At 64.8% G+C, this 24,736-nt stretch carries 37 protein-coding genes; 6 read left to right on the top strand and 31 right to left on the bottom strand.

From position 1 onward, the window contains the following. Both LQ220_RS19915 and LQ220_RS19910 read right to left on the bottom strand, forming a co-directional pair. A complete protein-coding gene (locus tag LQ220_RS19915) occupies positions 1 to 2,304 on the bottom strand; it encodes a type IV secretion system DNA-binding domain-containing protein (RefSeq protein ID WP_230189879.1) in 2,304 nt (767 codons plus the stop codon). After that, entirely contained in the window at positions 2,294 to 2,584 is a 291-nt protein-coding gene (locus LQ220_RS19910) for a hypothetical protein (RefSeq protein WP_230189878.1), read from the bottom strand. The genes LQ220_RS19915 and LQ220_RS19910 overlap by 11 nt, the downstream gene beginning before the upstream one ends. A gap of 372 nt (positions 2,585 to 2,956) precedes the next feature. Between LQ220_RS19910 and LQ220_RS19905 the strand changes: the two genes are divergently transcribed. Both LQ220_RS19905 and LQ220_RS19900 read left to right on the top strand, forming a co-directional pair. Beyond that, complete coding sequence (locus LQ220_RS19905) at positions 2,957 to 3,157, top strand: hypothetical protein (RefSeq protein ID WP_230189877.1); 201 nt, start codon at positions 2,957 to 2,959, stop codon at positions 3,155 to 3,157. Positions 3,158 to 3,327: 170 nt separating this feature from the next. Beyond that, positions 3,328 to 3,546: a hypothetical protein gene (locus LQ220_RS19900; protein ID WP_046194718.1), complete on the top strand. Its 219-nt coding sequence runs from the start codon at positions 3,328 to 3,330 to the stop codon at positions 3,544 to 3,546. A 113-nt stretch (positions 3,547 to 3,659) separates the two neighbouring features. Here LQ220_RS19900 and LQ220_RS19895 read toward each other — a convergent pair whose 3' ends face one another. The 4 genes from LQ220_RS19895 to LQ220_RS19880 all read right to left on the bottom strand — a co-directional run bounded on the left by LQ220_RS19895 (position 3,660) and on the right by LQ220_RS19880 (position 6,452). Next, positions 3,660 to 3,884 (bottom strand): hypothetical protein, encoded by a 225-nt coding sequence (locus LQ220_RS19895; protein ID WP_046194719.1) that lies wholly within the window; start codon positions 3,882 to 3,884, stop codon positions 3,660 to 3,662. A 433-nt stretch (positions 3,885 to 4,317) separates the two neighbouring features. Then, positions 4,318 to 4,488 carry a hypothetical protein gene (locus LQ220_RS19890; protein ID WP_230189876.1) on the bottom strand — a complete coding sequence of 57 codons (171 nt, stop codon included), beginning with the start codon at positions 4,486 to 4,488 and terminating at the stop codon, positions 4,318 to 4,320. 208 nt (positions 4,489 to 4,696) lie between these two features. Then, positions 4,697 to 5,275 (bottom strand): hypothetical protein, encoded by a 579-nt coding sequence (locus tag LQ220_RS19885; RefSeq protein ID WP_230189875.1) that lies wholly within the window; start codon positions 5,273 to 5,275, stop codon positions 4,697 to 4,699. Between the two features lie 199 nt (positions 5,276 to 5,474). After that, positions 5,475 to 6,452, bottom strand: coding sequence for a DUF2493 domain-containing protein (locus LQ220_RS19880; protein WP_069067124.1), 978 nt, complete (start codon positions 6,450 to 6,452; stop codon positions 5,475 to 5,477). A 565-nt stretch (positions 6,453 to 7,017) separates the two neighbouring features. Between LQ220_RS19880 and LQ220_RS19875 the strand changes: the two genes are divergently transcribed. Both LQ220_RS19875 and LQ220_RS19870 read left to right on the top strand, forming a co-directional pair. Then, positions 7,018 to 7,191 (top strand): hypothetical protein, encoded by a 174-nt coding sequence (locus LQ220_RS19875; RefSeq protein WP_230189874.1) that lies wholly within the window; start codon positions 7,018 to 7,020, stop codon positions 7,189 to 7,191. 1 nt (position 7,192) lies between these two features. Beyond that, positions 7,193 to 7,552 carry a hypothetical protein gene (locus LQ220_RS19870; RefSeq protein ID WP_230189873.1) on the top strand — a complete coding sequence of 120 codons (360 nt, stop codon included), beginning with the start codon at positions 7,193 to 7,195 and terminating at the stop codon, positions 7,550 to 7,552. 28 nt (positions 7,553 to 7,580) lie between these two features. On the opposite strand, the gene LQ220_RS19865 is transcribed toward LQ220_RS19870, so the two are convergent. The 16 genes from LQ220_RS19865 to LQ220_RS19790 all read right to left on the bottom strand — a co-directional run bounded on the left by LQ220_RS19865 (position 7,581) and on the right by LQ220_RS19790 (position 16,830). Further along, complete coding sequence (locus LQ220_RS19865) at positions 7,581 to 7,901, bottom strand: single-stranded DNA-binding protein (RefSeq protein ID WP_046194724.1); 321 nt, start codon at positions 7,899 to 7,901, stop codon at positions 7,581 to 7,583. A gap of 602 nt (positions 7,902 to 8,503) precedes the next feature. Beyond that, entirely contained in the window at positions 8,504 to 8,797 is a 294-nt protein-coding gene (locus LQ220_RS19860; RefSeq protein WP_230189872.1) for a hypothetical protein, read from the bottom strand. A 43-nt stretch (positions 8,798 to 8,840) separates the two neighbouring features. Next, the gene (locus tag LQ220_RS19855; protein WP_230189871.1) at positions 8,841 to 9,200 is read right to left on the bottom strand and encodes a prevent-host-death family protein; all 360 of its coding nucleotides are present in this window, start codon (positions 9,198 to 9,200) and stop codon (positions 8,841 to 8,843) included. 144 nt (positions 9,201 to 9,344) lie between these two features. After that, positions 9,345 to 9,632 (bottom strand): hypothetical protein, encoded by a 288-nt coding sequence (locus LQ220_RS19850; protein WP_230189870.1) that lies wholly within the window; start codon positions 9,630 to 9,632, stop codon positions 9,345 to 9,347. A gap of 130 nt (positions 9,633 to 9,762) precedes the next feature. Next, on the bottom strand, positions 9,763 to 10,281 hold the full coding sequence (locus LQ220_RS19845) for a DUF736 domain-containing protein (RefSeq protein ID WP_230189869.1): 519 nt from the start codon (positions 10,279 to 10,281) through the stop codon (positions 9,763 to 9,765). Between the two features lie 162 nt (positions 10,282 to 10,443). Beyond that, on the bottom strand, positions 10,444 to 10,773 hold the full coding sequence (locus LQ220_RS19840; protein WP_230189868.1) for a hypothetical protein: 330 nt from the start codon (positions 10,771 to 10,773) through the stop codon (positions 10,444 to 10,446). Next, entirely contained in the window at positions 10,770 to 10,964 is a 195-nt protein-coding gene (locus tag LQ220_RS19835) for a hypothetical protein (RefSeq protein ID WP_230189867.1), read from the bottom strand. The genes LQ220_RS19840 and LQ220_RS19835 overlap by 4 nt, the downstream gene beginning before the upstream one ends. A gap of 51 nt (positions 10,965 to 11,015) precedes the next feature. Further along, positions 11,016 to 11,483 (bottom strand): hypothetical protein, encoded by a 468-nt coding sequence (locus tag LQ220_RS19830; protein WP_230189866.1) that lies wholly within the window; start codon positions 11,481 to 11,483, stop codon positions 11,016 to 11,018. Positions 11,484 to 11,561: 78 nt separating this feature from the next. Further along, positions 11,562 to 11,912 (bottom strand): DUF3768 domain-containing protein, encoded by a 351-nt coding sequence (locus LQ220_RS19825; RefSeq protein ID WP_230189925.1) that lies wholly within the window; start codon positions 11,910 to 11,912, stop codon positions 11,562 to 11,564. A gap of 5 nt (positions 11,913 to 11,917) precedes the next feature. Next, entirely contained in the window at positions 11,918 to 12,892 is a 975-nt protein-coding gene (locus LQ220_RS19820) for a hypothetical protein (protein WP_230189924.1), read from the bottom strand. Between the two features lie 147 nt (positions 12,893 to 13,039). Further along, positions 13,040 to 13,420, bottom strand: a complete 381-nt coding sequence (locus LQ220_RS19815; protein WP_230189865.1) for a hypothetical protein — start codon at positions 13,418 to 13,420, stop codon at positions 13,040 to 13,042. A 16-nt stretch (positions 13,421 to 13,436) separates the two neighbouring features. Then, positions 13,437 to 14,237, bottom strand: coding sequence for a hypothetical protein (locus LQ220_RS19810; RefSeq protein WP_230189864.1), 801 nt, complete (start codon positions 14,235 to 14,237; stop codon positions 13,437 to 13,439). Between the two features lie 18 nt (positions 14,238 to 14,255). After that, positions 14,256 to 14,579: a transposase gene (locus LQ220_RS19805; protein WP_230189863.1), complete on the bottom strand. Its 324-nt coding sequence runs from the start codon at positions 14,577 to 14,579 to the stop codon at positions 14,256 to 14,258. Next, positions 14,576 to 15,712, bottom strand: a complete 1,137-nt coding sequence (locus LQ220_RS19800; RefSeq protein WP_230189862.1) for a phosphoadenosine phosphosulfate reductase family protein — start codon at positions 15,710 to 15,712, stop codon at positions 14,576 to 14,578. Before LQ220_RS19800 ends, LQ220_RS19805 begins: the two co-directional genes overlap by 4 nt. After that, positions 15,709 to 16,173 (bottom strand): hypothetical protein, encoded by a 465-nt coding sequence (locus LQ220_RS19795; RefSeq protein ID WP_046194740.1) that lies wholly within the window; start codon positions 16,171 to 16,173, stop codon positions 15,709 to 15,711. Before LQ220_RS19795 ends, LQ220_RS19800 begins: the two co-directional genes overlap by 4 nt. Before the next feature lie 12 nt (positions 16,174 to 16,185). After that, positions 16,186 to 16,830 (bottom strand): hypothetical protein, encoded by a 645-nt coding sequence (locus LQ220_RS19790; protein WP_230189861.1) that lies wholly within the window; start codon positions 16,828 to 16,830, stop codon positions 16,186 to 16,188. A 161-nt stretch (positions 16,831 to 16,991) separates the two neighbouring features. Here LQ220_RS19790 and LQ220_RS19785 point away from each other — a divergent pair, with 161 nt between their 5' ends. Next, entirely contained in the window at positions 16,992 to 17,699 is a 708-nt protein-coding gene (locus tag LQ220_RS19785; RefSeq protein ID WP_052730436.1) for a hypothetical protein, read from the top strand. Here the strand turns inward: LQ220_RS19785 and LQ220_RS19780 are convergent. The 5 genes from LQ220_RS19780 to LQ220_RS19760 form a co-directional block, all read right to left on the bottom strand. Then, positions 17,696 to 18,196, bottom strand: coding sequence for a hypothetical protein (locus LQ220_RS19780; protein ID WP_230189860.1), 501 nt, complete (start codon positions 18,194 to 18,196; stop codon positions 17,696 to 17,698). The two genes, LQ220_RS19785 and LQ220_RS19780, sit on opposite strands and share 4 nt — an antisense overlap. A 72-nt stretch (positions 18,197 to 18,268) precedes the next feature. Then, positions 18,269 to 18,532, bottom strand: a complete 264-nt coding sequence (locus tag LQ220_RS19775; protein WP_046194743.1) for a hypothetical protein — start codon at positions 18,530 to 18,532, stop codon at positions 18,269 to 18,271. After that, the gene (locus tag LQ220_RS19770; protein ID WP_230189859.1) at positions 18,529 to 20,967 is read right to left on the bottom strand and encodes a DNA cytosine methyltransferase; all 2,439 of its coding nucleotides are present in this window, start codon (positions 20,965 to 20,967) and stop codon (positions 18,529 to 18,531) included. The genes LQ220_RS19775 and LQ220_RS19770 overlap by 4 nt, the downstream gene beginning before the upstream one ends. A gap of 75 nt (positions 20,968 to 21,042) precedes the next feature. Next, positions 21,043 to 22,053, bottom strand: coding sequence for a hypothetical protein (locus LQ220_RS19765; RefSeq protein ID WP_046194745.1), 1,011 nt, complete (start codon positions 22,051 to 22,053; stop codon positions 21,043 to 21,045). Then, entirely contained in the window at positions 22,053 to 22,652 is a 600-nt protein-coding gene (locus tag LQ220_RS19760) for a hypothetical protein (RefSeq protein WP_230189858.1), read from the bottom strand. Before LQ220_RS19760 ends, LQ220_RS19765 begins: the two co-directional genes overlap by 1 nt. A gap of 113 nt (positions 22,653 to 22,765) precedes the next feature. On the opposite strand from LQ220_RS19760, the gene LQ220_RS19755 reads away from it, so the two are divergent. Continuing rightward, a complete protein-coding gene (locus tag LQ220_RS19755; protein ID WP_069067196.1) occupies positions 22,766 to 23,254 on the top strand; it encodes a hypothetical protein in 489 nt (162 codons plus the stop codon). On the opposite strand, the gene LQ220_RS19750 is transcribed toward LQ220_RS19755, so the two are convergent. The 4 genes from LQ220_RS19750 to LQ220_RS19735 are packed head-to-tail and all read right to left on the bottom strand — an operon-like array spanning position 23,208 to position 24,602. Further along, complete coding sequence (locus LQ220_RS19750; RefSeq protein ID WP_069067195.1) at positions 23,208 to 23,522, bottom strand: hypothetical protein; 315 nt, start codon at positions 23,520 to 23,522, stop codon at positions 23,208 to 23,210. The genes LQ220_RS19755 and LQ220_RS19750 overlap by 47 nt on opposite strands. Further along, positions 23,519 to 23,995, bottom strand: a complete 477-nt coding sequence (locus LQ220_RS19745; protein ID WP_230189923.1) for a thermonuclease family protein — start codon at positions 23,993 to 23,995, stop codon at positions 23,519 to 23,521. The genes LQ220_RS19750 and LQ220_RS19745 overlap by 4 nt, the downstream gene beginning before the upstream one ends. A gap of 29 nt (positions 23,996 to 24,024) precedes the next feature. After that, on the bottom strand, positions 24,025 to 24,231 hold the full coding sequence (locus LQ220_RS19740) for a hypothetical protein (protein WP_230189857.1): 207 nt from the start codon (positions 24,229 to 24,231) through the stop codon (positions 24,025 to 24,027). A 41-nt stretch (positions 24,232 to 24,272) separates the two neighbouring features. Beyond that, positions 24,273 to 24,602, bottom strand: a complete 330-nt coding sequence (locus LQ220_RS19735) for a hypothetical protein (RefSeq protein WP_354958255.1) — start codon at positions 24,600 to 24,602, stop codon at positions 24,273 to 24,275. Positions 24,603 to 24,736 lie beyond the last annotated feature (134 nt).

Genomic DNA, 24,736 nt, shown 5'->3' with positions numbered 1-24,736 from the left:
CTAGATCCCCATGTCCATACTGTCGTCGTCGCGGCCGGGGGCGAAGGCCTGGCGCAGTTCTACGAGGGTCTGATCCTCGACCTGGGGCGCGCGCTGGGCGTCGCGGCCGTCGCGCCGATCATCACGATCGCGCGGCGCCGGCGTCTGCTCCTCGCCATTGCTGCGCGAGGCCGGCGCCTTGTCGGCGGCGTGGGTGGGCGGGGTCGATTGTTCGTCGGACGTGTCACTGCGCTGGGATGCCCTGCGGGCGGTCTCCTGATTCTCCTCTTCGACCGGATCGGACAGGATCCGCGCCGCCATCTCCTTCGCGATATTGGTGGCGTCCACCACCTCTTCCACGATCTGCAGTGCGCCATCACGCCCGCCTGCTTCGCCGCCGTCCCCATTAAAGACCTCCTCTCCGCGCCTGGACCGGACGGGCTGCAAATTGGGCCGCGGAACGAAACCCTCGGCGACCTGGGGATAGTCTTTCCATTCGAGCAAAACGGGGGCCGCAGGGAAGCCATCGGGGAATTTCACGAAGCCGTGCATCGACGGCAGGTTCGTGATGTCGTCGGCGATAACGAGGGGCTCGACCTGCTTGCGCGGGGTCAGGGTCGAGGCGTCGCGGGTGTTGTTGTAGCCATAGCTGTACGCCTCATCCATCTGGCGCACTTCACGGTTGCCAATATAGCGCGCGCATTGCTCGGCGGTGTCGAGATCGGCGGTCGCGAGGATCAACTTGGAGCGGGCGAGCGACGCGAGATTGCGGGCACCCTGTTCGCCGTAAACCTCGACCAGTTTCTCGAAGCTGTGGATTCCAAGGATCATCGCGCCGCCGAAGGCGCGAGCGGTCTGCAGGCCGTTCTCGATCGCGGGCAGTTTATGGAGTGCGCCGAGCTCATCGAACATGAACCAGGTGCGCAGCGAGCGGGTGCGCGGCATGGTCATGAGGCGGTTTATGCAGAGGTCCATCCAGAGCGTCAGCAGCGCCCGGTTCATCGCCAGATCGACGTAATTCGACGTGATGAACAGGATGCTGCCGGGCTTCTTGTCGCGGGTGATCCAGTCGCGGATCGAGAAGGGTTCGCCGTCGTCGGGCAGGAAGCGGAGAACCTGTGCGTTGGTGTTGAAAACGGCGCGGATCGATTCGGCCATGCGGGCGGCTTCAGGGGCCGTCAGCGGGTCGGCGATGGTGTTGGCGAGGAAGCGGTGAACGCGCTTCAGATCGGCCGTCATCAGATTCTCTGACAGTGCGAGATTGGTGGTCTGCCCGCGCTCCTGCAGGCGGATGCACATCTCGATGAACAGGGTCCGCGCGGCGAGCGCCCAGAAGGGTTCGGACGATCCGCCATCGGAGGGGATCAGGGCAGCGGCCGCGGCAGTAAATTCGCTGTGGGTGGTGCAGTCGTTGAAGATCGACCAGGCCGGGCATCGCAGGTCCATGGGATTGAGGATCGTGTCGCGCGCCGGGTCGTAGAAGGCTTCGACATAGGCGCCGGTAAGGTCGAAGATGACGGCGGTGTCCTGGCGGTCGCGCATCTGCCGGACCAGGCTGCGCAGTTCGGTGGTCTTGCCCGAGCCGGTGGTCCCGATCAGCATGGTGTGCGACTGCTCCATCCGGTGCGGATAGGGGATGCCGGCGAGCGAGTAGGGATGATGGATGCCGGCCGCTTTGCGCTCCGCGAATGGGAGTTGCAGAACCTTGGCCGGTGACATGCCGGGGAAGTGCTGGCGGGCTTCCTCTTCATACTTGGCGAAATTGTGCCGGCTGACCTCGGAATAGAGGATGTCGCGCGTCACCAGCATCGCCCCGCGCTCATGCCGTTCCTGCAGGATGCGCCTGCCCCGGCCCTGGGAGATATCGACGAACCAGATCGACAGCGGGATGGTCAGGAAAACCGAAACGAGGAAGGCGCCGAGCAACGCGCGCATGGCGACGGACCAGGCCTGCTGGACCTCGGGAATCTGCTGGACGACGGCCATGATCGTCCGAAGGATCTCGCCGCTGGGCAGCGTGACGTTGACGCGCTTGTTGGGATCGAGAGCGATCCAGTCCCAGAGCATCGCGTAGAGCTTCATGCAGACGAGCTGGAAACCATGCTCGTCGAGCTTCAGCGACAGGATGATGAACCACGCCGCCAGGAAGACGAAGAACCAGACGATGACGGGCAGTTTCGCGCCCGAAAACCACATCAGCATCTCATGGGTGAGAAGCTGGCTGCCGCGGGTGAAATTGCCCGAGTTGCGCTGGACCTGACCGCGCGCCGAATGGTGGGTCAGCGGGATGTTCTGCCCGTTGGAGCGGATGTCCTTACGCGCCATGATATTGCACCAGGCGCTTGTCGGTTTCGGCGATGATCCGGTCGCGAAACTCGGGGAATTGCTCGCGGATGATGATGTCGAGCGCGAGTTGCTGGAACTCGCTGATCCGCGCCAATCGGCGCTGGCTGGCCGTGATGAGATCATCCGATGTCAGGAAGGCGTCGACGGCGCTCCTGATGAGTTCGGATGGGCTACAATCGCGCTCGGCCGCGATGGCGACGACGCGATTGTATTTCTCACGATCGAGCCGGACCGTGCAATGCTTGAAAGCGGTGGTCAAACCGAGCCTCCTAGCAGGGAGGCTGGCGGGGTCTCAAAAAGTAGCCTGCTTATAGCGTGGGCCGGGCCACGGGGCAAGAAATCCGAGAAGGCCAAAACCGCGTGTTCGCTTGTGGCACGCACAAGCCTTTGGAATTACAGGATATTCGATCCCGCCGGAGCGCGTCCCACAACGTGCCACAGGTCATTTAGTCGGTAACTATTTGTAAAATAGCGGAAAAGATATGCACGCCAGTGCGTAAGGTGTGCTCCCAATCCTCAGAGATTGATCCTCTACCCTTGGTCGTCTGCTGGCGTTTCTGGACGAGGGTCGTTTCCGGGCCCGGCTGGGCTCAAAGCCGCCCTGCGGGCGGAACCGGCCGAAGGACCGGCGATGCCTCAGCATCGTTGGAATGCCGGTGGCGGGCGAATGATTCCGGGTTCGACCGGGCAGGATGCGAGCGAAGCGATGCCATCCCAGCGCGCTTGGGGCGAAGACCCAGCGCGCCCATCGACGGTGGCCCTGGCCACCGTCGGACGGCAGGGGATCGTTACCCCACCGGGCGGAGACAACGCGCCAGCGTTGGCTCCGTGAGATTGGTCGGCGGCGGCCCGAAGGGGCGTCGGCGGCCTAGCGAATAGAGCCCCGGTCGGCGGGCCGAAGGACCGCCGAGCCGCCAAGCTCAACTGCATCTTCCGGCCAACCAGATCAGCGGCTATAGTGTCAGCGTTCATAGCCCGATCAGCGTGAACCAAGAGGCCCCTATGGCACGCACATTGGAACAGGAAAGAGCGGCGCTCGAAGAGGACGCACGCAAGCTGGAAGAACGTCGAAAGAAGCTACTGGAGAAAGAGCGAGAGCAGGCGATTGCGACCGTCGACAAGTCGGGGCTGCTGACGCTCGAAGCCAAGCGACTTGGCGGCCTGATCGAGCGGATCAGGAAGCTGGGAATCGAAGAAGTCGAGAAGCGACTGGCGGCTTGAGGGTCCCGCCGCGACGTTCGTCGCGGCACGGGCATGAGGGGCTCGATGCCCCTCATGCCCGTAGTCCCAGGCAGCAAAAAAGGGGAGAGGCGCGAGGCCCCTCCCCTGTCGTTTCAGATCTCGTCGTCCATCTTACCGGGAACCGTGTGGACCACCCGGTCGATGAGCTGGGCCGGCAGTGCGCCATAGTCGCCTTCGTCGATTGTGATGTAGCCGATTTCCTCGTCCTCGATGACATGCTGGTCGAAGAAGCTGTGGAGTGCGCGGCGTTCGGCGCATGCGACGGCGGCGAGGTAAGCGGCGGTGTCGTATCCGGCGTTGGTCGAAGTGATCTGCATGTGAGCCTCCTGCTGTCTTGAATGACAGAGGATTGGCCGTCGTTGAGGGTGGCGCCGGGTCAGGGACGCGGGCGCAGCCCGCGCCGCGAAGCGGGGAGTGGGGGTGCCGATTTTGTCGTGGTTGGAGTGGAGCGAAGCGGAGCGGAGGCCACGGCAAAATTGGGGGCACCGCTCATCCTTGACGCGGCGTCGCCCTCAACGACATCCTGGGAAGTCTGTGAGAGATTTTATTCCTCTGAGGGTGGGGTGGTTACCCGGCCGCGAGGCTCTGGCGCAGCAGGGTTTCGAGATGCTCGGCGGCGCGTTGGTGGAGCACGCTACTGTCGCTTGTCAACTTCTCACCCGAGGGCATCCGGCCGCTTTCGACCGAATCCCTCAGCAGGTTGATGGCCGCGCGAAATGCGGTGGAGCCAGGCCCATCCCAGTAGGCTCGTCATTCATAAACGCCCAGGGCGGTGAGGCGCTCCGTTTCGAGGTAGGAGATGATCTCGTAGTCGTCGCTTTTCCAATGATAGTCGCCGTTGGAGATGTCGCCCAAAGTGGCCCAGCTGCCGTCGGGCCAGAGCGCGACATCGTCGCAGCAGCGTGTTGATTCGATGGTCATTATATCCTCCATTCATAAGGGACTGGTGTCGGGTCATGCGCGGCGCGTCCGGGGCAAGGACCGCACGCTTGCGGGCGGCCGCCCGGCGGGGAGCGGGGGAGCCGATTTTGCCGTGTGCGAGCGTAGCGAGGCGACGGTCAAAATTGGGGGAACCGCTCATCCTTGCGGCGGACGCGGGGCGCATGACATCATGGGAAGATTGGGGAAGCTAAGCCCATTCCAGCCGGGACGTTTCGTCGGAATCGGCCGTGGCGAGAAGCCGATCGAGCCGCTCGACATAATCGGCGAGGCCCTCGGCCGCGATGCGACGTTTTATGGCGGGATTGGCGAGACGCTTGCGCATCGCGGCGATGGCCATCTCACCGACGCTGTCGGGATTGAGGCCGAGGCTTTCGAGCAACGCGAACGCGTTGCCGGAGGCGAGGTCGAGTTCGACGCCGAGATCCGAAGTGAGTGCGACACGCATGTTGATCGTGCCGGCGCCCTCGTCGCGGTAGACGCTGACGCGGCGGACACGGAACTGGGCCTCCTCGAGTACGCTGATCACCGCGGTGTCGAAGTCGAAGATGCGCGCTACGCTGGCGAGCGCCAGCGGGCAGACGCGTGCCTCGAACCTGTAGGACAGGAACGCGTCGTCTGCCGCATCCGGGGCGAGCAGGACGGTGTTGGCACGGATGCTTTCCGCGCGCAGGAACGCCCGAAAGGCCGCGAGCTGGCGGGCGGTGATGACGGCGACCGGACCTTGGTGATTGTCGGCGTCGGTGGCGATGCGAAACACGATGGACATCTCGTCCTCCCTCGTTGAACCGCCTGGCCGCTCCCCCTTCCCTTTTTGGCGCGGTACAGATGGCGCACCCGAGAGGTGCGAACTCGACCGGAACGGTCAGGCCCCGCGGCGCGATGGGGCTCGACGCCCCTGAGCGCCGCATTTCCAACGCAAGAAAAGTAGAGAGGCCCCGGCCTGAGCCGGAGCCTCTCCGAAGGGCTCACGCCCGCCGTTCGATCCGCTGCTGCGAGAGCTTGACGATGTGCAGCGGAACCCCGGCCTGCCGGAGCTTCTGGGCGAGGTTCATCTGGATGCCCGAGCCTTCGCAGATCACCGCTTCGACCGGCTTGAGACCAAGGATGCGGTCGTTTCGGACGAAGGCTGCCCGGTTGCCCTGGCTGCGGTCGAGGCGGAACTGGATGACCTTCACACCGCGCGACGCTGCCCAAGCGTGGGCGACGGCATCGCAACCTTTCGACTGTGCGGTGGTGGCGAGGATCATCTCGGGGATGCGGGCCTTGATGGTGTCGAGACCGTTCCAGAGCAGGTCGCCATCCTCCCAGGCCTGACCGCCGGAGAAGGCGACGACGGGACCCTCGGGTGCGAACTGCTCGCGACGCTCCCGGGCGCGGGAGGCGAGATAGTCGCGGGCGTCGATCATAGAGGCGTTGAGCGCGCTCGACACCCGGCTGCCACGCACCGGCGAGAAGGGCTTGCCGGTCTCGACGCGGTACATTTCGGCGGCATGGTCGCGCATGCACTCCATCGCCTCGCGGCATCCCTGCAGCGTCTGGCAGAGGAGCTGGGTGTCCTCCAGCTCGGTCGCGTAGATCTCCGACGGATCATAGGCGCGGGCGAGTTCGCCGAGCTTCTTGGCTGCATCGTCCTCGCGGCCTTCGATGCGCTTGGCGACGACGTGGAAGCTGTTGGCGAAACCCCAGACGAGGTCAGTCGCAAACGGCTCCATGCGCGTGTCGCGCAGCACGTCGAACATGGTCTGCATCATCATCTCGACGGCGGCCCGCACCTGCTCCGGATCGGGCATGTCGAGCGCTTCCGGCGCATCGACGATGCTGAGCTTCGCCATCTCGCTATGCTCGATGAACGCGCCCTCGTAGGTTTCGGTCAGATCCTCGTTCACGCGCGCTGCCGCGATGTGGCTGGCAAGATCGGCGAAGTTGTTGAAAGAAGTCATCATAGCCTCCGAACAAGTCGATCTCTCATCCGGGATTGGATGAAAGATGAAGTCACATCGGATGAGCTGGCGGGCTTTTGTCAGGGACGCGGGGCTTGTCCCCGCGCCGCGCAGCGGGGCGTGGGGGAGCCGATTTTCTTGGGTCCGTAAGCGGAGCGAAGCGAAAGTGACGGGCCCATGAAAATTGGGGGAACCGCGCATCCTTGCACAAAAGGCCAGAGGCTCATCAGACTATGGCGATGAAGCTTGTCTGATACCGAGATGTTAGAGAGAGAATTCGATTTGCCCCGGCCGCGCTGCGGGCGGGTTAACAGCAAATCGGCTCTAGCTGTTCTGGTCGGAAACGCTGGAGCATTCCCCCAAAGGGACTGTCAGGTGAGAAGTCGCATATCCGTATCGAGGTACGGTTCGTACCAAAGTGTCGATCACGGTTACCGCCGCTCGCATGCCCGAGCGAATCCTCGGTCTGTCTGTGTTATGGTCGGAGTCGCGACAAGTGCCATGGCCGCCGAGCCCGGGATCGTTCGGACAGACCACCTGTCGAAACCGCTGCGCCACGAGGTCAGTTATGAACGAGGAAATGATCCGCGAGGCGGCGCGCGCGCTCGCAGCGAGGCTCAAGCACTTGTTGGATGAAAGCCTGGCAGGTGAGATCCGGCTGACCCGGGACGAGGCCGTGCTTGCGCAGGGTTTTGCGGAAGGCGTTGCGGACCTGCTGTCCCCCTCGAGCGGCGGAAAATAGGATGGCAGAAGGCTTGCGTGATGATCGGGAGGACGGCGCGACGCATATCGCCGGGATCTCCGAAGATGGCATCTCGGTGGTGATTGAAGGCGAGCAGCGCCTCATCGGCTGGTCGGCGGTCTCCGGCATCACCAGCGCTGTGTCGAAGCGCGACGACGACATGGTTTTCGTCGCGATTACGATCGACGCCGCGGATGGCGAGCGCTGCCTTCTCGTTGCCCAAGATGATCCGATATGGACCGAACTGGTCGAACTGCTCCATCTTTGCCTGCCCGTCGCACCTTTGGACGCGTGGGCAGCGGGAACAGCGGCGTTTCCTGGTGCCTACACGCTGTACCGGCGCCCGATCGTCGGACGATAGGGGCGGCGCCTGAGCGCCGCCCGATCGATCAGAAGAAATCGATCTTGTCGGCGATGATTTCGCAGCCATAGCGAGTGACCCCGTCGCGGTCCTCCCAGCTCGAATAGTGGAGCCGGCCGGTGATCGCGACGACGTTGCCCTTCTCACGGGTGGCGGCGCCTTTGCCGAGCCCATTGAAGCAGGTGACCTTGTGAAACTCGGTCTCCTTGGCGGTGTAGCCGGTGGCCTCGTCGACATAGGTCTTGCCGTCCTTGAGCTTGACGCGGTCGGTGGCGACGATGAGGGTGGTGACGGTGCCGCGGGTTTCGGGATCTTTGGCGACCCGGCCGGTGATGTTGACGTTGTTCATGGCGGTGCTCCTTGGTTGGTCCGACGGCCTTCCCGCCGGTGACACCGAAAGAGCGGCGTGCGGTGTCGCATCGCACTGGAGCGCAAGCGGAGGGGAACCCGCGTAAGGGAGCTGGCGCGGGCAGCCGCGTAGCGGCAACACGGGCGACCGTAAGCGGGTTGCGATGCGACGCCGTCTCGCCGCAGGTGTCACAGGAAAGGCGAAGGGAGGTCGGTGGGCCAATCAGGAGATCAGGCGCCTTGGACGTCCAACCTGAGCGGTGGTGCCGGGCGATGGTCTGAAACCCGCAGGCATCGCGATCCGTGTTCGCCTGCCCATTGGCGTGAGGCCGGAGGTCATCCGCCGACGTGTGGCGACACCGCCTGGAGAGAGGTACACGGGCAATGCCAAGGGCGCGATAGGCGCGTTCCGAGAGCGGCACGAGTGCGATCGCGGCACCGCCTGGGCGACAGGTTGGTCGCGGTGGCGACCCATCGATGCCGGATGGCCCATCCTGATAGACGCTGGGCGATAGGCAGGAGCAGCGCCGTCCCTTGCGTCAGAGCAATTGGTGGCAGCGGCAAGGGGCCAAGCGATTGCGCAAACGACGGGGCTTTGCCCCGTCAATCTCTGGAGAGCGGCTTTATATGGAGGCAGGCATCCAGCGCGGTGGCAAAGAAGCCCGGCGTGCAACGACCGAAGAGGAAGCTACCGGTCTTGTCGATCGGTCGCAGATCATGGCCGACCCATTCGAAGGCGTTGAGTTCGCCGGGGACCAGGCTCGAGCCGGTGTTGCCACCCAAGCCCATCGCCGAGGCGACAGGCGCCGGGATGGCGAGCGAGGATGCTGGTTTGTCGTCACCTTTCGTGGTGAGCGGCATGACGCTGACGCGGCGGCCGACGACGGCCATCACCATTACCGGGCGGGCCTTGACGCCCTCGTCGCGGCCCGCCTGCGCTTCACGGGCGAAAAGGAAGACGTAGTTCAGAACGTCGCCGCGTCTCGGCAGCGGGGTCGAGTTCGTCGTCCCACTTGTCGGCGGCGATTTCTGCGGCGCTTGGCCGGGCAGCTTCAAGGTGGGCCTTTTGCTCATCGGTGATCGTCTCAGGGGTTATGACCTCGCGATAGCCGTGGAGGGCTTCCAGCGCATGTTCCAGAAACTCCATGCTGACGATCGCAGCGCGTGGCCGCTGATGTTTTTGCAGGATCACCGGTTCGCGCTGGCAGTCATCGACGATCTGGCCGAGGCGGTTATGGGCGTCGGTCAGTTTGACCGCGGTGAAGTGGTCGAAGTTCCTTTCGGGCTCAGCAGATGCCATGTCCATGTCTCCTGGCCGCCTCATTGGTCTCGATCGCTGTGACCCCACAGCCAGAATCGCACAGACATCTCGGCGCGGCGCAATTTATATAAAATAGCCATTCTGGAAAGAATGGCAAGTTCTCGCTGGTCCGGCATGAACGCCCTATCGCCACGGGCATGCGATCACGAGGTAGTGATCGATAGGCTGCGCGGGGTCGTTTCCTGGCGCTTCCGCCACAAGGCGCTCTTCGAGATGGCAGACATAGAGCCAAGCGTCCGCGAGATCGCCCATAATATGGTCGTCGGCCATGGATGTTTCGCGCGCAAATTGATCGCCCAGGGCAGTCCAGTCGAGCGCCTCGAGGAACCGCTGGCGGCGGACAGCGAAGCGTTCGAGGGCCGCATGGTCACGCAGCGCGCGTGCGTAGAGATCAACGAGAGCGAGGCGCATGTCATGTCCTCCGGTCAGGGGGCAGTGAAGAAAAGGCAGGGTCCGCCTCGCCGGGAGAGCGAAGCGAGCCCTGCAGGTGGCCGCGCCCCGTGGGACTAGACGCGCGGGAGGGTGGAGCGGAGAGGCGCGATCATTCGACCGGTTCAGGCGTGCGCTGGCGACGTTGGCGACGCCCGGAGGCGGGCTGGTCGCCGCCTGTGAAAGCGTCGTTGGCCGAAGATTCACCGAGGCCATCGGTGCCGGCGCCGGTATTGGCGGGGACCTCCTCGCTGCCGGGGAGCGGCGGCAGGCCGTCATCGGCCGCGACCGCGTCGGTGGGTGCGTCGCGGCGCCGGGTCGGGCGCGACCAGACGATGTTGTACGAGCCGTCGTCCTGGCGGAAGGCGGAGATGTAGAGCGGCTTGTCGAGGCTCGGATCCTCGATCTTGCCGTTGAGGAACGTCTCGCCGGTCGCGTTGGACGCAAGTTCGAACAGCGCGCCGACCTGCACCCACTGGCGGGCGGCGGACAGCGCGAGGATTTCGAACTTGGGCGCGCGCGGATTGGCCGACTGGACGGTGCGCAGCGCGATGATCATCGCGACCGTGAGGGTCGAAATCTTGCCGGCGTAGGTGCCGCTGGCGTTCTGCGAAATGGTGCCGATGTTCATGGGAATTCTCCTGGATGATGCGCTCGAACCCCTTGTCCGAGACACCTTCCTCGTTCCCACTCAGCTCCTCGGCCGTTCGGCCGAGCAAGGCGCGTCAGCGCCGCTCCGGCGGCCGCCACTTCGGCGGCGACGGGATCGTTCCTGGCCGACGCTTGCGTTGATTTAGTGGATCGAGCCGAATATTCGCCGCTTGGCGGCCTGCTGATGCTTTCCGTCCTTAATCCCGACCGTCGCCTGCATCTCGGCCTGGAGCCGATCGGACAGGTCGTCGGGGATGATCGCATAGGGCGCGACGATAGCGATCGCGGCCTCGGGCGTTGCCAGCTCGCCCGGCTCGGTACCGAGCCAGATCGTCGCCTCGCCCTCCTCGGGCTCGGCCTCGCTGGGGGTGAACACCTGCGCGAAGAAGGTCTGCAGCGGCCGATCCCACCCGATCACGGCTCTGATGACCGCCGGCTGATCCGGCCTGGGCTTCAGTTCATGGCGGCTCATGCCGAGGTCCTCCGGATCCGGTGCGCGACGTGCCGCGCCGCGCCTTCGGCGCTGCTGATCGCCTTGCCCGCCGCAGCCGCGGCGTTCCTCGCCCCGGCCTGTCGAAGGAGTGTACGTGCTTCGCGTAATCGCTCAACCGCAATTGCGATGGCCTGGCCATGTTCGTGGGTTGCCGGTGTTATGTGGCGCATGATGGTCTCCTGCGTGGAAGATCGGCGGTGGCTGCAGGGCGTGGATCCGCGCTATGTGGCGGGCTGTTCGGGGAGTGGGCCCTCGACAACGAGCGGCGGCACCTTTGCGTCTGCAGCGTCGAAATGGGCGCGGATGGCTTCCATCAAGCCGAGCTTCTCGGCGGTTTCTCGGCCGATCATCACGCAATCGTCCTCATCGGCGGCGAACCAGGCCGGTTCTCCGTCACCGCTGAAGACGACGCGCTCGCCGCCCCATTGGCCGGCGTAGGAGCCGGACCACCGGGAATAGACGATGCGCTTCTCGCGGCACCACGCCTCGAGCGCCTCGAAGCGGCCAAAGGCGACTTCATGCGCGCACAGGCTGAGCGGCTCCCCGACGTTGCGATGCTCTGGCTCGAAAGGCTCGCCGTCCCATTCGATCGACAGGCCCTCGAGGGCGATGAGCTCTGTGAGCTCGGCATAGTCAGCGGCGGACATCGTGCCGCCCAGAACGATGGACGCAGAAACGCGATCGGCCATGATTTCCTCCGGAGCTAAGAGTGAGGTGACGCCCAAAGGGGCCGTGGGAGCGCGCGAGAGACGGGTTTTCGGATGCGGTCAGTCGTCCTCGGGCAACATGATCGTCATGACTCGGGTCGTGATCGCGGCGTTCGCCGGGTCCTCGGACCCATATTCCAGCGCCACATCATAATAATCGATCTTGAAGCGCACGATCTCGGCGCCGACGGTGAACTCGCCGCGGTCGCGCTCCGGGCCATCCTCTGTGCGGAACTGGTAGCTGCGCACCGCGGCCATCAGCTTGGCCTGGGCGATTATCTCCAGAGTTCGGCCCTCGCCGCGCGCGAGCCGACCGAGGCAGGTCCGGGTGACGACAATGCGGGCGTTGCGGTCGAGGCCTTGTCGGCAGCGATCATTGAGCGCTGCGATCTTGACTATGTCGTAAGTCATGGTGGTCATGCCGCCTCCATCAAGCCAGCGTTGAAGTGATCGAGCCATTCCGACATCGCGGGTCGCTCGCTGATCGGGACAAGCGCGGCAGCGTCCTGAAAGCGGACCAGTTCGGCCGGCGCGTCGCGAATGATCGCATCGATCTCGTCGGCGGCGAGGAGCTGTTCGGCGCGGATGAAATCCGTGATGCGGCCTGGCCGGGTTCGCGTCGATCGGCGCCAGAGTCCTTCGACCGTCCGCAGACGCGGCGCTGCGCGGGCTTCGATCAGAACGATGATGCGCAGGCACCATGTCGGGAGGGCTCGCACTTCGTCGGGGCGCATAGCGCCGCAGAAGCAGCTGGATTTCGGCGGGACGGGGAGACCTTCGGCCTCGATCCGCCCGACGCATTGGTCGCGGGTCCAGCCCCAATCCCGCAGCGGGTAGCGGCAATCGAAGAGCGCGTTCGCGATTGTCGATGCGTGGGCGTAGCGGCGTGTGTCGGCCGGCGAGGCATCATATCCGATCAGCCGAACGACCTTCTGGCCGCGCGCCCAGGCTTGTTGCGCGGGTTCCCAAGCTTTCAGGAACGCATCCTGCGGGGCCACCTTCCATTTGAGGCTGCAACTATCGCGTCCCAGGCTGATGCTGGGCAAGGTCGCGTTCGTGAGAATGCTCGACAGCAACGAGTAATAGGGCGGCCAGTGCTTGAAGCGCTGTGGTATATAACGGACGACCTCATAGCGGATTCCCCGCGCGCGCATCCAAGCGGCGATCATCGTCTGATATTCGTAGGTCTCGGGCTTCTCGGAGCCGGTATCGGCGCTCAGGACAAGGTCCGGGGCCTCGCCGCGTGCGGCAAGTTCGATCAACAGGGCGGTACTGTCGACGCCGATACCATAAGCGAGAACGACCGGAGGTGGCTCGGCAACGCGGATATAATCCGGGCGGTGGGGGAAACAGAGGTCGTTCACCCGCTCCGCGGTGGTCGGGAGCGGCATGCCGTGGGGAATGAGGCTGGTCATCGGCCACTCCGGAACTTGAGCGCTTCCATCGCTCAACCCCGGACTTCCCCCTCCTCTCTCACCTCGCCGTAAGACGCCGCCGGTCGGGCAAGGCGGCAAACAATGGCATTCCCGGCCTCGGGCTTATGTTTCGTCGCCCGGCTGCCCCATCAGCACAACGAGGATGCTGGGCTTTTCGAGCATCGCGCTCTTGCGGCTGTCATAGTCGCGGCGGTCCTTGTGGCCGATCGTGAGGACGTCGAAGACGGGAGATCGACCGTTGTCGGCGTTGGGCACGGTCCAGCCCGCATCGTGGAACTGGACGTCGACGAAGCGGGCCGGACCGCCCGTGCGGTGAGGACCGAAATAGAAGGTGATGCGCCTGCCCTCGGATGTCTTGGCGCTGATCGTGAAGCCGCCATCGGGAATGTCGATGGGCAGCGTCGGCACGCGGTTGAAGCGGGCGAAGCCGATCTTCTCGGCGTCTTCGCTGGTCATGATGGGAAGCGTGGTGATGTCAGCCATGGGAAATATCCTCGGTTCAGAAATGAAGGGGAAGGCTTGGGTGATCGGCCGGGAGCTCCTTCGGATAAGGTAGGCGGGGCAAACTGCGCCCGCGGCGGCGAGCCTGGCGGGTGAGCTCGAAGCAATATGTGTAGAGCCCGGCCTGGCGATGGCGGACCAGATGACGCTCGCGCTGCAGCCGCCAGAGCCATGCCGCTGGATCCTCGGCGTTGCCGGGACGCGGCATGCCGAGCCGGACGAGCTGGTCGACCGCGCCTTCGTGGCCGCGCTCGCCCAGGCGGATCTTTGACAAGGTGCGTCCGGAGACCGTGACGCCGCCGGCGCGCAGCACGGTTCGCGGCCTCGTGACGCCGCGGTGCGCGCCGCTGAGCGCGCCATAGATCCGGCCGATATGACCGGCCTGGGGATCACTGTACGAAACTACGGCCTCGATGCCCGGGCGCTCGCGGCGCAGGTGACGAAAGGCCCGGCTGACGAAAAAGCTCTCGCCATTTTGCGGAACGCTGTCGGTCAGAATGAGGCGTGCGAGGACGCAGCCGCGCGCCGCTTCATCGAAGCCGGTATGGCGTGTGATGACGGCGTCGGTCGCGGGGACAGCGAAGACGGCGACGCCCTCGAGGGTGGCGCCGCGTCCGAACAGGCCGACGGCGACCTGAGCGGCGGGATAGCTCGGCAGATAATGGTGGCGGGCAATGAAGGCCCGCGCAACGTGATGGTCGATCACTTCGACGCTATAGGCCTTGGGATCGATGACTATGAGATCGTGCGCCCATAAGGCGCGACGCTCGCGCCATCGCTGGCTGCGGGTCGTTTCCATGTCGGGGATCCTCGAAATCTATAGAAGACGGAGCTGAACCGCGTGACTGTCGATCACGGCCCTGGCGAAGCGCGCGGCGCCGGCCTGGTCGGCGCAGGGGAAGAGTTCGTGGCCGGTGAAGAGCTGGAATGTGCCGTCGAGCTCCATCGCGCATAGCCAGCGCTGGCACCCATCGATCTCGACCATGGCGAGAGCGATGCAGCGGCTTGCGCCATAGGGCCGGGGCTGAACCGGATCGCCCGGAAAACCGGCCAGCGTCCAGAAGCGCCATCCAAGCGGCGCCTGCCGATCGACATCGGCGGTGATCGTCAGACCCCCCACTGCGGCGCGAATCCGGCTCATTTTCGGCGCCTTCTGGCGCCGATTGCCATCAATTCCTCGAATCGCACCATAATGGAGCTTTCGGTCGGGTAGCGTTCGGCGAGCCCGTGCCTGCGCAGAATCGGACGGCGGGCAGCGAGGATGGCCGACGCTTCGGCTGCGGTCGGCAGGCGCGGTGGCCAACCTTTCACATAGCGTAGCCCGGAGGGCATCGCCGCCTCGATGCGCCGGCGTTCGGCCTGGTCGGCCTTGGCGCGGACGATATCCGCGCGCAGAGCGCGTGAAAGCAGGTGCGGCGCGACGTCGGAGAGCCAGCGCGAAGGCTGGAAGGGAAAGGTCGAACGCGCTTCGATCCCGACCAGTTCGCGGTAGACGGCGCTATTGGGCGGGGCCGCGGCCGATGCCTGCAAATCGTGCAGCGATGCGAAGATGCAGTAGCGGCATGACAGCCGGGTGGCCCGCCAGACCGAATAGGCTTCGTGAAGCAAGAGGCCGAGTATGTCATGGGCGCGGAAGACGTCGGCCGTGGTCCAATCGACGATCGGATGCCAGAGCGACATGGCCGTACCATAGCGATTGCCTGGCGGGGCAAAACGCGTGTCGGCCTTGGCGACCGCGGTTTGGGCGCGGTTGTGGCTTTCGTCCCGGCGAATGCCAACAACCGAGATCACGTGCTCGCCGCGCAATGCGCGCGCGATGGCCGGGCCGATCGTCGCGATCTTCATCTCGCTCTGACAGAATTTGAGCGAAGCGGAGGACCATGGCCCGATGAGGTTGTAGGTCTCCAGGGCTTCGTAGCGCCGCTTGCCGCTTTCGAACCGCTGGATCCAGCGATCGACAAGGTCTCCGGCCGCGCGGCGCACGACGGTCAACGGAACGCCGCCGGCGGCGGCGATCGCCTCGACTGTCGCTGGTGTCGAATCCCATTCGGCACGTCCGAGATCGGCATGGATGGCCATGCGGCGCTGGCGTGGATGGCCGATGAGGTCGAGGTACAGATTGACGGCCGCCATCGCCGCCGTCGAATCCTTGCCGCCGGACAGGTTGAATACGACCCAGGCGCCTGCTTTCAGCGCCTCGATAATGTCGGGTGTGATCGCGATCTCGGGCAGCGCCCAAATCCCGAGAGGCTGGCGGAGATCCGGAGCCGTCATGCCGCCTGCTTCCCGCGCCGATCGACGCCAAGCGCGTCCGCGGTCAGCTCGTCGATTTGAGCCGCAAGCGCCTGATAGCGGCCGGTGAGTTCGCTGACGCTGGTGTAGATTGCTGCGTCGTTGGGATTTGCCGGGACCCGGAGCAGGACCGGCAGGATAACAGCTGTGATCTCCGGATAGAGTCTGCGAACGATGATGGCTTCGATGCGCTGCGCGACCAGATCAATCGCGCGGCCCCCATTATAGCGGGCGGGGCCTGGTCGCAGTTCGAGGTGCGACAGCGGCGCAATGACTTCGCTCAGACGGGCGAGGCACTCGCCGGCACGGCCGTGACCGAAGTTCGTTCGGTAGGATATGAGCGACTGACGTTCGGGGGATAGCTGGTCGAACGGGATATACAGACGATACGCAAAGTCTGGATGGTGCCCCGCCGCACGGGTTCGCGTTGCTATGATCTGCATGGCGGTCTCCGATCATGCGAATAGGCGCGACGGCTCGGCCGCGGGAATGGTGAGGCCGAGTTCGCGTTGCAGACGCGCTGCGAAGCGGTCGGGTGCGAGAAGGTCGCGGACGGAGGCCCAGCGGTTGCGGTCGCCGATATGGTCGCCGCGCCCCTTCACCTTGCGGTATGCGATCTCGTGGTCGGGGCCGAGGGGTCCGAGCGAAAGGCGGACCCAGACCTCCTCACCGTGGAGCGTGATGTCGCCCGAGACCGCCGGGCCGCCCTTGTCGGAGCGGACGTCGTAGGTCCCCTCCGCAAGGCTCAGGGCCTCGGCCAGGCGGCGCATCGCAGCGCGGCCTTCGGAATGAAACACGCGCTTGGCCGGTTCGTCATAGGCCACGCCGCGATAGGCGAGCGTCTTGAGCGCAGGGTGCCGGCGGATCTCGGCGATCGCGTCGAGGCATGCGCGTCGCAACGCCAGATCGGCCGGCTTCGCCTCGCATACGGTGGCAAGCCGGCGCGCCAGCAACACCACTGCGGGGTCGCTTTCGAAGTCCTTGCCGGCATTGCGACAGTCGGTGATGGCTGCCTGGATGGCGTGAAGCGTGGCGCCGATCGTGGTCAAGGCGCTGGGTTCGAGCGCCTGTTGATGGCGCATCGTGATGTCGTACGGCATGGGCGAAACCTCCGGTCTCGAGCGCTTCTTCGCTCGACCGGCTCGCTCCCCCTCCCCTTTCTGTTCGATCACAGGTGCCAGGCTTGGGACGCGGTGACGTCAGACCCTCGGCAGGCAGTGGTCAGCAATGGTTAACGCGGTTACGCTAGATTCCATCCAAAATGGAGGAGATCGCCTTGGGCATCGACATTATGGAATGCCTGCGGGCCGGCGTAACGGATCTCCGCCTGCCCGGGACCCCGATGGTCGGCCTTGAGAATGAGCGGAAGGCTGGCCCCAGCTCGACCGCTGTGATGTCGGTCATCGGACCCATCCAGGTCGATCTGTTCGTCGCGGCCGTGAACGCGATCGCCGTCAAACGGGTCGAATTGCAGCTGCCGGAACAGGTGGATGTTGAGACAAAATATGTTCTGGCGCAGCCTTGGCGGTTTGATGGCATGGTGGACGCAGTGCGTTGCCACCGAGACGGACTGCGTGGCGAGCGTGTCAAATTGACCCGGATTCACCTGCCCGGCCTGCCGGATATGTATAGCATGGTCGATGGATGCCACCGGGCGTTTGCGGCCCGCGAATTCGGCGATCTGGTCATGCCGGCGGATGTTCAGGCAGAAATATTCTGCGACGTGTCGGCGTTCTGTATCGAGGGCCGCGTGCTAATGCACGAGATCGACGGCGAGCGTCGGCCGGTATCGCCGAGCCACTCCTCTGGATCGTCCCTCGCTCCCGATGCGCCAGTTCTGACGCTCGACATCATCTATGTGCTGCAGGCGCTAGGGATCCGTATCTTTCCCACACCCCACAAAGCGAGGCTCTACATGAGCGATGCCAAGGCCACACCCACGGCCTCGCTGCAGCAGGACCTGGTCTAGCGCGTCCCGCCGTCAGCTAAAGCCGACTGCTCCTGCAGGATTCGGACCGCACGTTTCAGGCCCTCGTCGCCGGTTTCGTTGACGATCTCGACGTCCGGCTTCTTGGCTTTGATGGCAGCGATGATGCTTGCAGCGAGCCTGTTCTTCAGCGGGTAGGTGTAGACCTTCCCATCTTCGATGGTGATGATCCTGGTGCGCTGTTGGCGGCAGAGCACCTTGATGTTCTCGGCCTCGTCCATCAGGCGGGCGACTTCACTTTCGAGATCGGGCTCCAGCTCGGTCCCGTGAAAGGCGCGCACGGGGCGGTTGGCCTTCAGCCAGGCATTGACTTCGGCCTCGGTGGTCGAGCCGACCTGATGATAGTCGTCCATGCCGCCGTGCCCGCGATTGGTGGCGTGGAAGGCCAACCTGCCGTCAATCCAGATCTCGGCAGTGTAGCACGGCGTTTCCTCGGAGAGCTCCTTGATGATTTTGAGCTTTCGCAATTCGATCAACATGAGGGGGTCTCCATGGTTGGGGCCGCAATATCCCCGGCCTCGCAGCGGGCGAGAGATTCGATGGTGGCGTGATCAGCGACGTCGGCGGCCCGGGCCGGGTCCGATCGCGCGCGCGATATGGCCGGCATAGACACCGCACGCGGCCCAATAGGCTGCGACCGGCGGCTTCCGGCTGAGCCAGCTCTTTTCGGCGCGTTGGCGTGCGTCGCGCTGGATATCGAGAAGCACGGCCTGCAGGGCGTGCCGGGCGGCGGGGTCGAGCGCGCGGAGGTAGGCGACTGACGGCAGACCGAGGATCGGGTTGCGAACCTCGGCCCGGTTCGAGCGGCCGGTCATTGGAGCTGGCCCATTATCGAGCGCATGTCGAACGAGTCTATGTCGAAAGCGGCCTGGCGATTGTCGACCACGAGCGCGAGCGCGCCGGGCTTCACCCAGATCTCGCTCGCCGATAGAGTGAAGGTCGCGCCTTCTGCCGCGAGCAGGAGCGCCTCGCCGATGGTCTCGGCGATGCCCTGCGCCGACGGCGGGGGGACAGCGTTCCCGGTCCATTCGCGTTTCGTAGCGTCGGAACCGCCTTCGAGCTGAAATCCGAATCCGGCGGCCAGCACTTCGTCAAAGGATTTGCAGCGATCGAGGATGTGCTGCGGGAATGACTGCTCGGGGTCGAACAGCCCCTGGATCGAGGCCAGCTCCATCGAGGTGAAGGGTCGGTGCCAGGTTTCGTCGAGGGCGATGATGCGCGCGACCAGTCGGTCGTCGGGGTTGGGAAGCGCGACCGGCTCGTCGTCGATCGGCACGTCGCGCGGTTCGGCAACCGACCACGGCCCGTTGTTATTCTTGGCGAAGGCCGGCACCGCGCCCGTCGGCTTCGACCAGTCGGCAACACCATAATGGCCCTGCGTCACATATGAGTCGCGGTCGGGTCGCATGAGACAGACAGGCCTCGGGTCCGCGACCGACAGCGCGCCGGATCCGACGCGATCGGATGTCGTGACCACGGGTGACGGCCCCGACGCCGGCACGACGCGCATCTTGTTATGGTGCTGGCCAAGGCTGGTGCCGGCATATTTCGGATCGGCGACGACGAAGGCGCCCATCCCGGTGGTGCTGGCGCCGATGACTGCGTTGGCGACCATATCGTAGCCGGTGACGCGGTACTTGCCGTTCACGTGGCGTCCTGCTGGCGCGCGCGGATCCGCTACCGACAGTCCACCTGCAGGTCCGCCGGGTCCCGCGACCGTCGGCGACGGATCCTTGAATCCGACGATGCGATAGGTGTTATTGAAACGAGGACGGCCGTCGATGCGCGGGTCCGCCACCGAGTTGGGCCCCGATCCGACCCACATGTTCGCGGTGACGACGCCTGCGGGCTGGAGCCAGGTCTTGACCCCGCATTGGACGCTGGCGGGATGGCCATCGATGCGCGGGTCGGCAACGCAATGCGCGCCGCTTGTCGGCCTGGATGAGCCGGTGACGACGCCCTTCGTTGTTTCCCAGCCCAGGACGCCGAGGACGTAGCGATGCGTCGCCAATCCATAGGTCGGGCGAGGATCTGCCACCGAGAAGGCCCCGTTGGTGGGCCCGCTCTTGCCCTGGATCACGCCGGACGCGGCGCCCCAGCGGACAACGCCAAGCGTGCTGTCGCGATCACGCTCGCCATAGCGAGGGTCGGCGACCGAGTAGCTGCCATTGGTCGGCAGCCCGCGCGAGCTGATGACGCCGACCGTGCCGGACCATCGATTGACACCCAGGAAGCCCGAACCCTCGCGGCTCGAGATTGCCCGCGGATCGGCGACCGAGAAGCGCCCCTGCCCGGGCGCCCGCGCGCTCGTGATCAGCGGACCGCGATCGTCCCACCGGCAGACGCCGTAAGCGTTGTCGCGCAGCGCCATCTCCGGAATGATGCCAAAGTCGCGCAGCACGCCGTTCTCGACGGCGAGGCGGTTGAGCGAGCGCCAGTCCTTGCCGGGCTCGACGAAGGCGAGGCGGACCCAGGTCTTCCACTGCAGCGCCGGGACGCGGTGCATCACACCGGCGCGAGGATCGCCCGGAAGCGGTAGCTTGCCGATGACTTCGCCAACACCGCGGAGGCGGTGTTCGCGGGGTTGGTAGATGTAGTTGGGGAGCTTCTCGGGATAGCGGGCAATCAGGAGGAAACGCTTGCGGCTTTGGGCCAGATTGCCGATCACGCCGCAATCGTGCGTATCCTCGTTGACGCTGTAGCCGAACGAGCGGAGCAGCGCTTCGATCTGGTTGAGCAGCCACCGGCCACGGGTGGCGATGCGCGGAACATTCTCGAAGATGATCGCCGCGACCGGATCGTCGCGATAGGCCTCGAGGAGCAGCCAGATTCCCCGCAGCGTGAGGGCGTTGAGCGCCTGATATTTGTCGGTCAGGCTGATCGACTGCGACAGCAGGCTGCTGAAGCCCTTGCACGGGAAGCTCGCAAAGGCGACGTCGAGTCGGCCGAACACCTCGCGGATATCGTCGGGAACGGCTTCTCGCCATTCAGGGCCGGGATCGCGTCCGTGGAAGGCGCGATATTGGTCGCGGCTGAACAGGTCCATGACCGTGCCCTTCACGCCGGTCATGTGTTCGAAGTTGGTGATCGCGCCGGGATCTACGTCGATGCCGCCGGCACATTCGAAGCGGCCGCGCAAGTTGCCGACACGCGGATTGGCCATGTTGAAGCCTTTGGCGCCGGCGCCGATCCCGCACGCGAGATGGCCATGGCGAAAGACGCGCTCGGTGATGGCGTGTGGTTGCAGCATGGGAGGGCTCCTCTGGTCGCGGGAGCGGCTCTCAACTGCCCCTTCGCTTGCCCTCGGCCTTCCCCCTCCCCTCGATCAGGCGGCGCGACGGTCGCGGTAGATGTCGGCGGCCCATTGCTCGATCCACGGCGCTGTCAGCTCGTCGTGATCGAGATCACCGGATTCGATGAGGGCGCGGATCTCGCTGCGCGCCTGCGCGATCGCGGCCTCCCAGGCATCGCTCGGACTGGGGTCGGGCATCGCCGGTGCGCGGACGGGAAGCTGCCGGGCAGATTCAGACAGGCGGGCGCGCTGGGTGTGGAGCCAGTGCTCCATATGATCCGCCACGAGCTGGTCGGACTTGGAGATGCGCCGCTGATGGGCCTCGCGGCGCGCACTGACGCCGTAGGCCTGGCTGTCGAGCGAGGCGATGCGGTGGGCAAACGGCAGGAGGTAGGGGATCGCCGGGCCTTTGACCCCGAATGCGTGAAGGCGGACGCCCTTCGGCAAAACACGATCGAGATGATCGATGACGGCGATCAGGCCTTCGGGGCCGTCGATTTCCCGTCGGCACATCGAGCCGACGCCGATGATCGCGCCAGGCTTCATCATGCCCCAGAGCGCGTCGATGCAGCGCTCATAGTCTTCGGGAAGGCGGCCCTGGATCACGGGCATCAGGGTGTCGGTTATGCCGAGATCCGCGGCACGCTGCCGGCAATCGCGGTTGGCGCGGATGGTGCGGGACAGCCGGTCGATGACCTCTTCGCGATCGCGGGCGACGCCCTGCTCGACACAATAGTCGAGGCTGGCCCACCACCGGAACGGGAAGGCGGCGGCGAGCGCGACATAGGAATCGACGGTCCAGGGAAAGCCGCCGTAGACTGACATCGCAGCATAACCAGCAGAATCGAGCACGAGGCTGTGAAGGCTATGGGCATTGGCGAGATGATGAAGCTTCCAGCCCGTCCATTCGCGCCAGCCTCGACGCGTCGACCATATGGACAGGCAGTTCGCGGAGATGAGCACCGGCTGTTGCAGGGCACGTGCCCGGGAGAGGAGCGGACCTTCGCACAGATGCGGCAAGCCGATGATGATCTCGATCGACATCAGATCAGCTCGGCACCGATCGCGGCGAAACTGTTGACGATGTTGCCGCTGTCGTAGCGGGCCGCATCGACCAGCGCGCGAACGTCGGGACCGTCATATTTGGCCCATCCCAGATGATCGACGCTTGCGACGCGGCGCCCGATCAATCCCGTCTTGCCCGCTGGGACCCAGGCCTCGTGGGTGCCGAAGGCAGCGGTGACGACGATCTCGCCGATCACGGCCTGATAAGCTGCGCGGCGGCGCATGACGTAGCTGTCGCGTGGCGCGACAGCTATACCTGTGAAGTCGCCGTAGGGCTGCGGGTGCCAGTTGCGGGCGATATCATGCGCAAGCTGAAGCGATGCCGCCATTCCGGGCCGTCGCAGGAGCTTCAGCTCAGCTTCGAATGCGAGGTAGACCAGGCTCCAGTCGACATCCTCCTCATAGTGGATTCCCTCGAGGCGCAATGCGCCGGGCATCGCCTCCTGTCGTTGCGCCGACAGGATCAGGCCACCGTGGGATGCTGTGCTGACATGCCAGACGCCGGGCAGGATTTGATCGGCGGTGGCGATGCCGCCCCAGATGGACGCGACAGGCTGCGCGGAAGATTCGAAGGACATCGCTCATCTCCGGAAGTGATTTGCCCGGCCCCCTCCCCCTCATCTCTTCCCGTGGGCGTCGGCTTGACGGCGCTGATTGTTCCCGTTACGTTCCGTCCGCTAGGAGGTGCGCCATGAAGAAGACCGTGTTTCACGATCGTTTCGATCTCGACATCACCCTGCGCGATGCGTCGCTTGATGCTGACAATCGCCCCACGCGCCGCATGATCGCGAACGCGGCTATCGGCATGCATGTCGAGGATGCCTATTATTCGGTGCGCGAGGTGCGCGAAGCCGTCAGCTGGGTCCATGAGGGCATCCCGGCGGGCAAGGCGAAGCTCACTGCGATCCTGGCGAACGACGGCGCCGATGATTTCCAGCGGTGCATCTATTTCTGCCTTGCCGGTCGCGGCGTGGTCGGGATGCTCGACGATCTGATGTGGCTCGAGGATCTGCTCGAGCGGCGCGGCCGCGTGGCTGGAGAGATGCAGCGCCTCAAGGCGCGGGTGATGCCGCTCACAAACCCCTATGTGGCAGACGCGCCGGATGGTCCGTTGGTCGCACAGTCTGGCGACTTCACGCAGGGTCCGTCGTGGTGGGAGGATCCGACGCTTCTGGTCTGACCGGCTCGGAAGCGGCGGGCGCCTTTCCATCGGCGGAACTGTCCGGCTCCCCCTCCTCGGTGACGATCAGCCAATCATCAGCGAACCAGTCGGCACGCCGGGGCGGATAAGGCTGTTCCAGCGTATCGCTGCCTTGGCGATAGCGCAGGAACGGCTCGGCAATGCCGCCGGCGCGGGGGACATAGATGTAGAGCAGGCCATTGTGCCAACCGCCGCGACGGGCACGCGCACCAACCTGAATCCGGTCCAGCGCTTCGGACAAGGTCACCGCTCGCACGCCAGTCGCTCGCCATGGCGCCATTTCGATGGGGCGATCCATCGGCCGGCAAGGGCCCCTGCCCTTTTCGCTTCGGCCTGTGTGAAAGCGGCTTCGTAGCGCGACGCCCGCTCGGGATCGCGGCGCAGATATTTGCCTTCGGGAACAGCAAGGCCGGCGCGGATCATCATCTCCCCAAGATCCTCGCCATCAACCGTCACCACCGCAACCGGGCGCCCATAGCTTGTGCTGGGCGTAAGCTGGATGATGGCGGTCTTGTCGCGCAGGGCTCTGGCGGCGAAATCCTGCGCGGTCTTGCCGCACTGCCAGCAAGCATTGGCGCGCTCGCAAAGCTGCCTGCGCTCGAACGCGTCGACCCCGAGCAGGCGGAAATCGACCGCGACCGTGTCACCGTCGAGCGCGCGCGCCTCGGCCTCGAACGTCGCACGCTCTGGTGGCTGGGGCGCGGCACTGCAGGAGGCCATCGCGAGGCCGAGAAGGAGGATGTTCCGTTTCACGACACCATCTCCACGACGACATTCTCGTCGCGTCCGGGCGAAGTCGAAACGCGAAAGGGCTGGAGTGGGTCGCAGGTCCGGATGATGCTGACCGGTCTGGTCTGGGCATAGAAGATCCGGGAGGCGACGCGCAGCGCATTTTCGCGACTGCAAAGGATATCGCGCTTCGGCGATATCGGAGCGGCAGGCAAACCAGCAAGCATCGTAAATCCTCTTCAAGGAGGCATGTTACAGGAGGGACGGTTCAAGCGAAGATGGTCTTGTGAACCTTGGTCACAGGAACGATCGACCAGCGCCGTTCCATGAAGCGACTGATCCGGTAACTACACAGCGTATCCGGATCGCGAAAACTCATGCGGCGGCCACGCTTTTGGACGATGAATTCGTCGCCGACATGGCCATCGGTGAATGTGAGGGCGTCGGCCAGCTTGACCCGATCGCCATCCTCAACCTTGCGCGTGCGTTGCTGCAGCTTGGCGAGGCACCGCCGGCGCCAGTCGAGAGCGTTTTCATTGTCGGTTGAGGTCAGCAGGTTGAGGATGTTCTCGGGGCAGCCATCCTCGCATGGTCCCATGCTTTCTTCCAGTCGGGTAGGATTGGTGCTGCTCAGAGAGTCAGCCCTGATCCCCCCGCCGAACCGCACGTGCAGCTTTCACTGCATGCGGCTCTCCGCTGCGATAATACCATCCATATTCCGGCTATCGGGCA

It is taken from the genome of Sphingobium sp. CECT 9361 (assembly GCF_918741285.1).
Taxonomy (GTDB): Bacteria; Pseudomonadota; Alphaproteobacteria; order Sphingomonadales; family Sphingomonadaceae; genus Sphingobium.
This window is presented reverse-complemented; position numbering and strand designations above follow the sequence as displayed.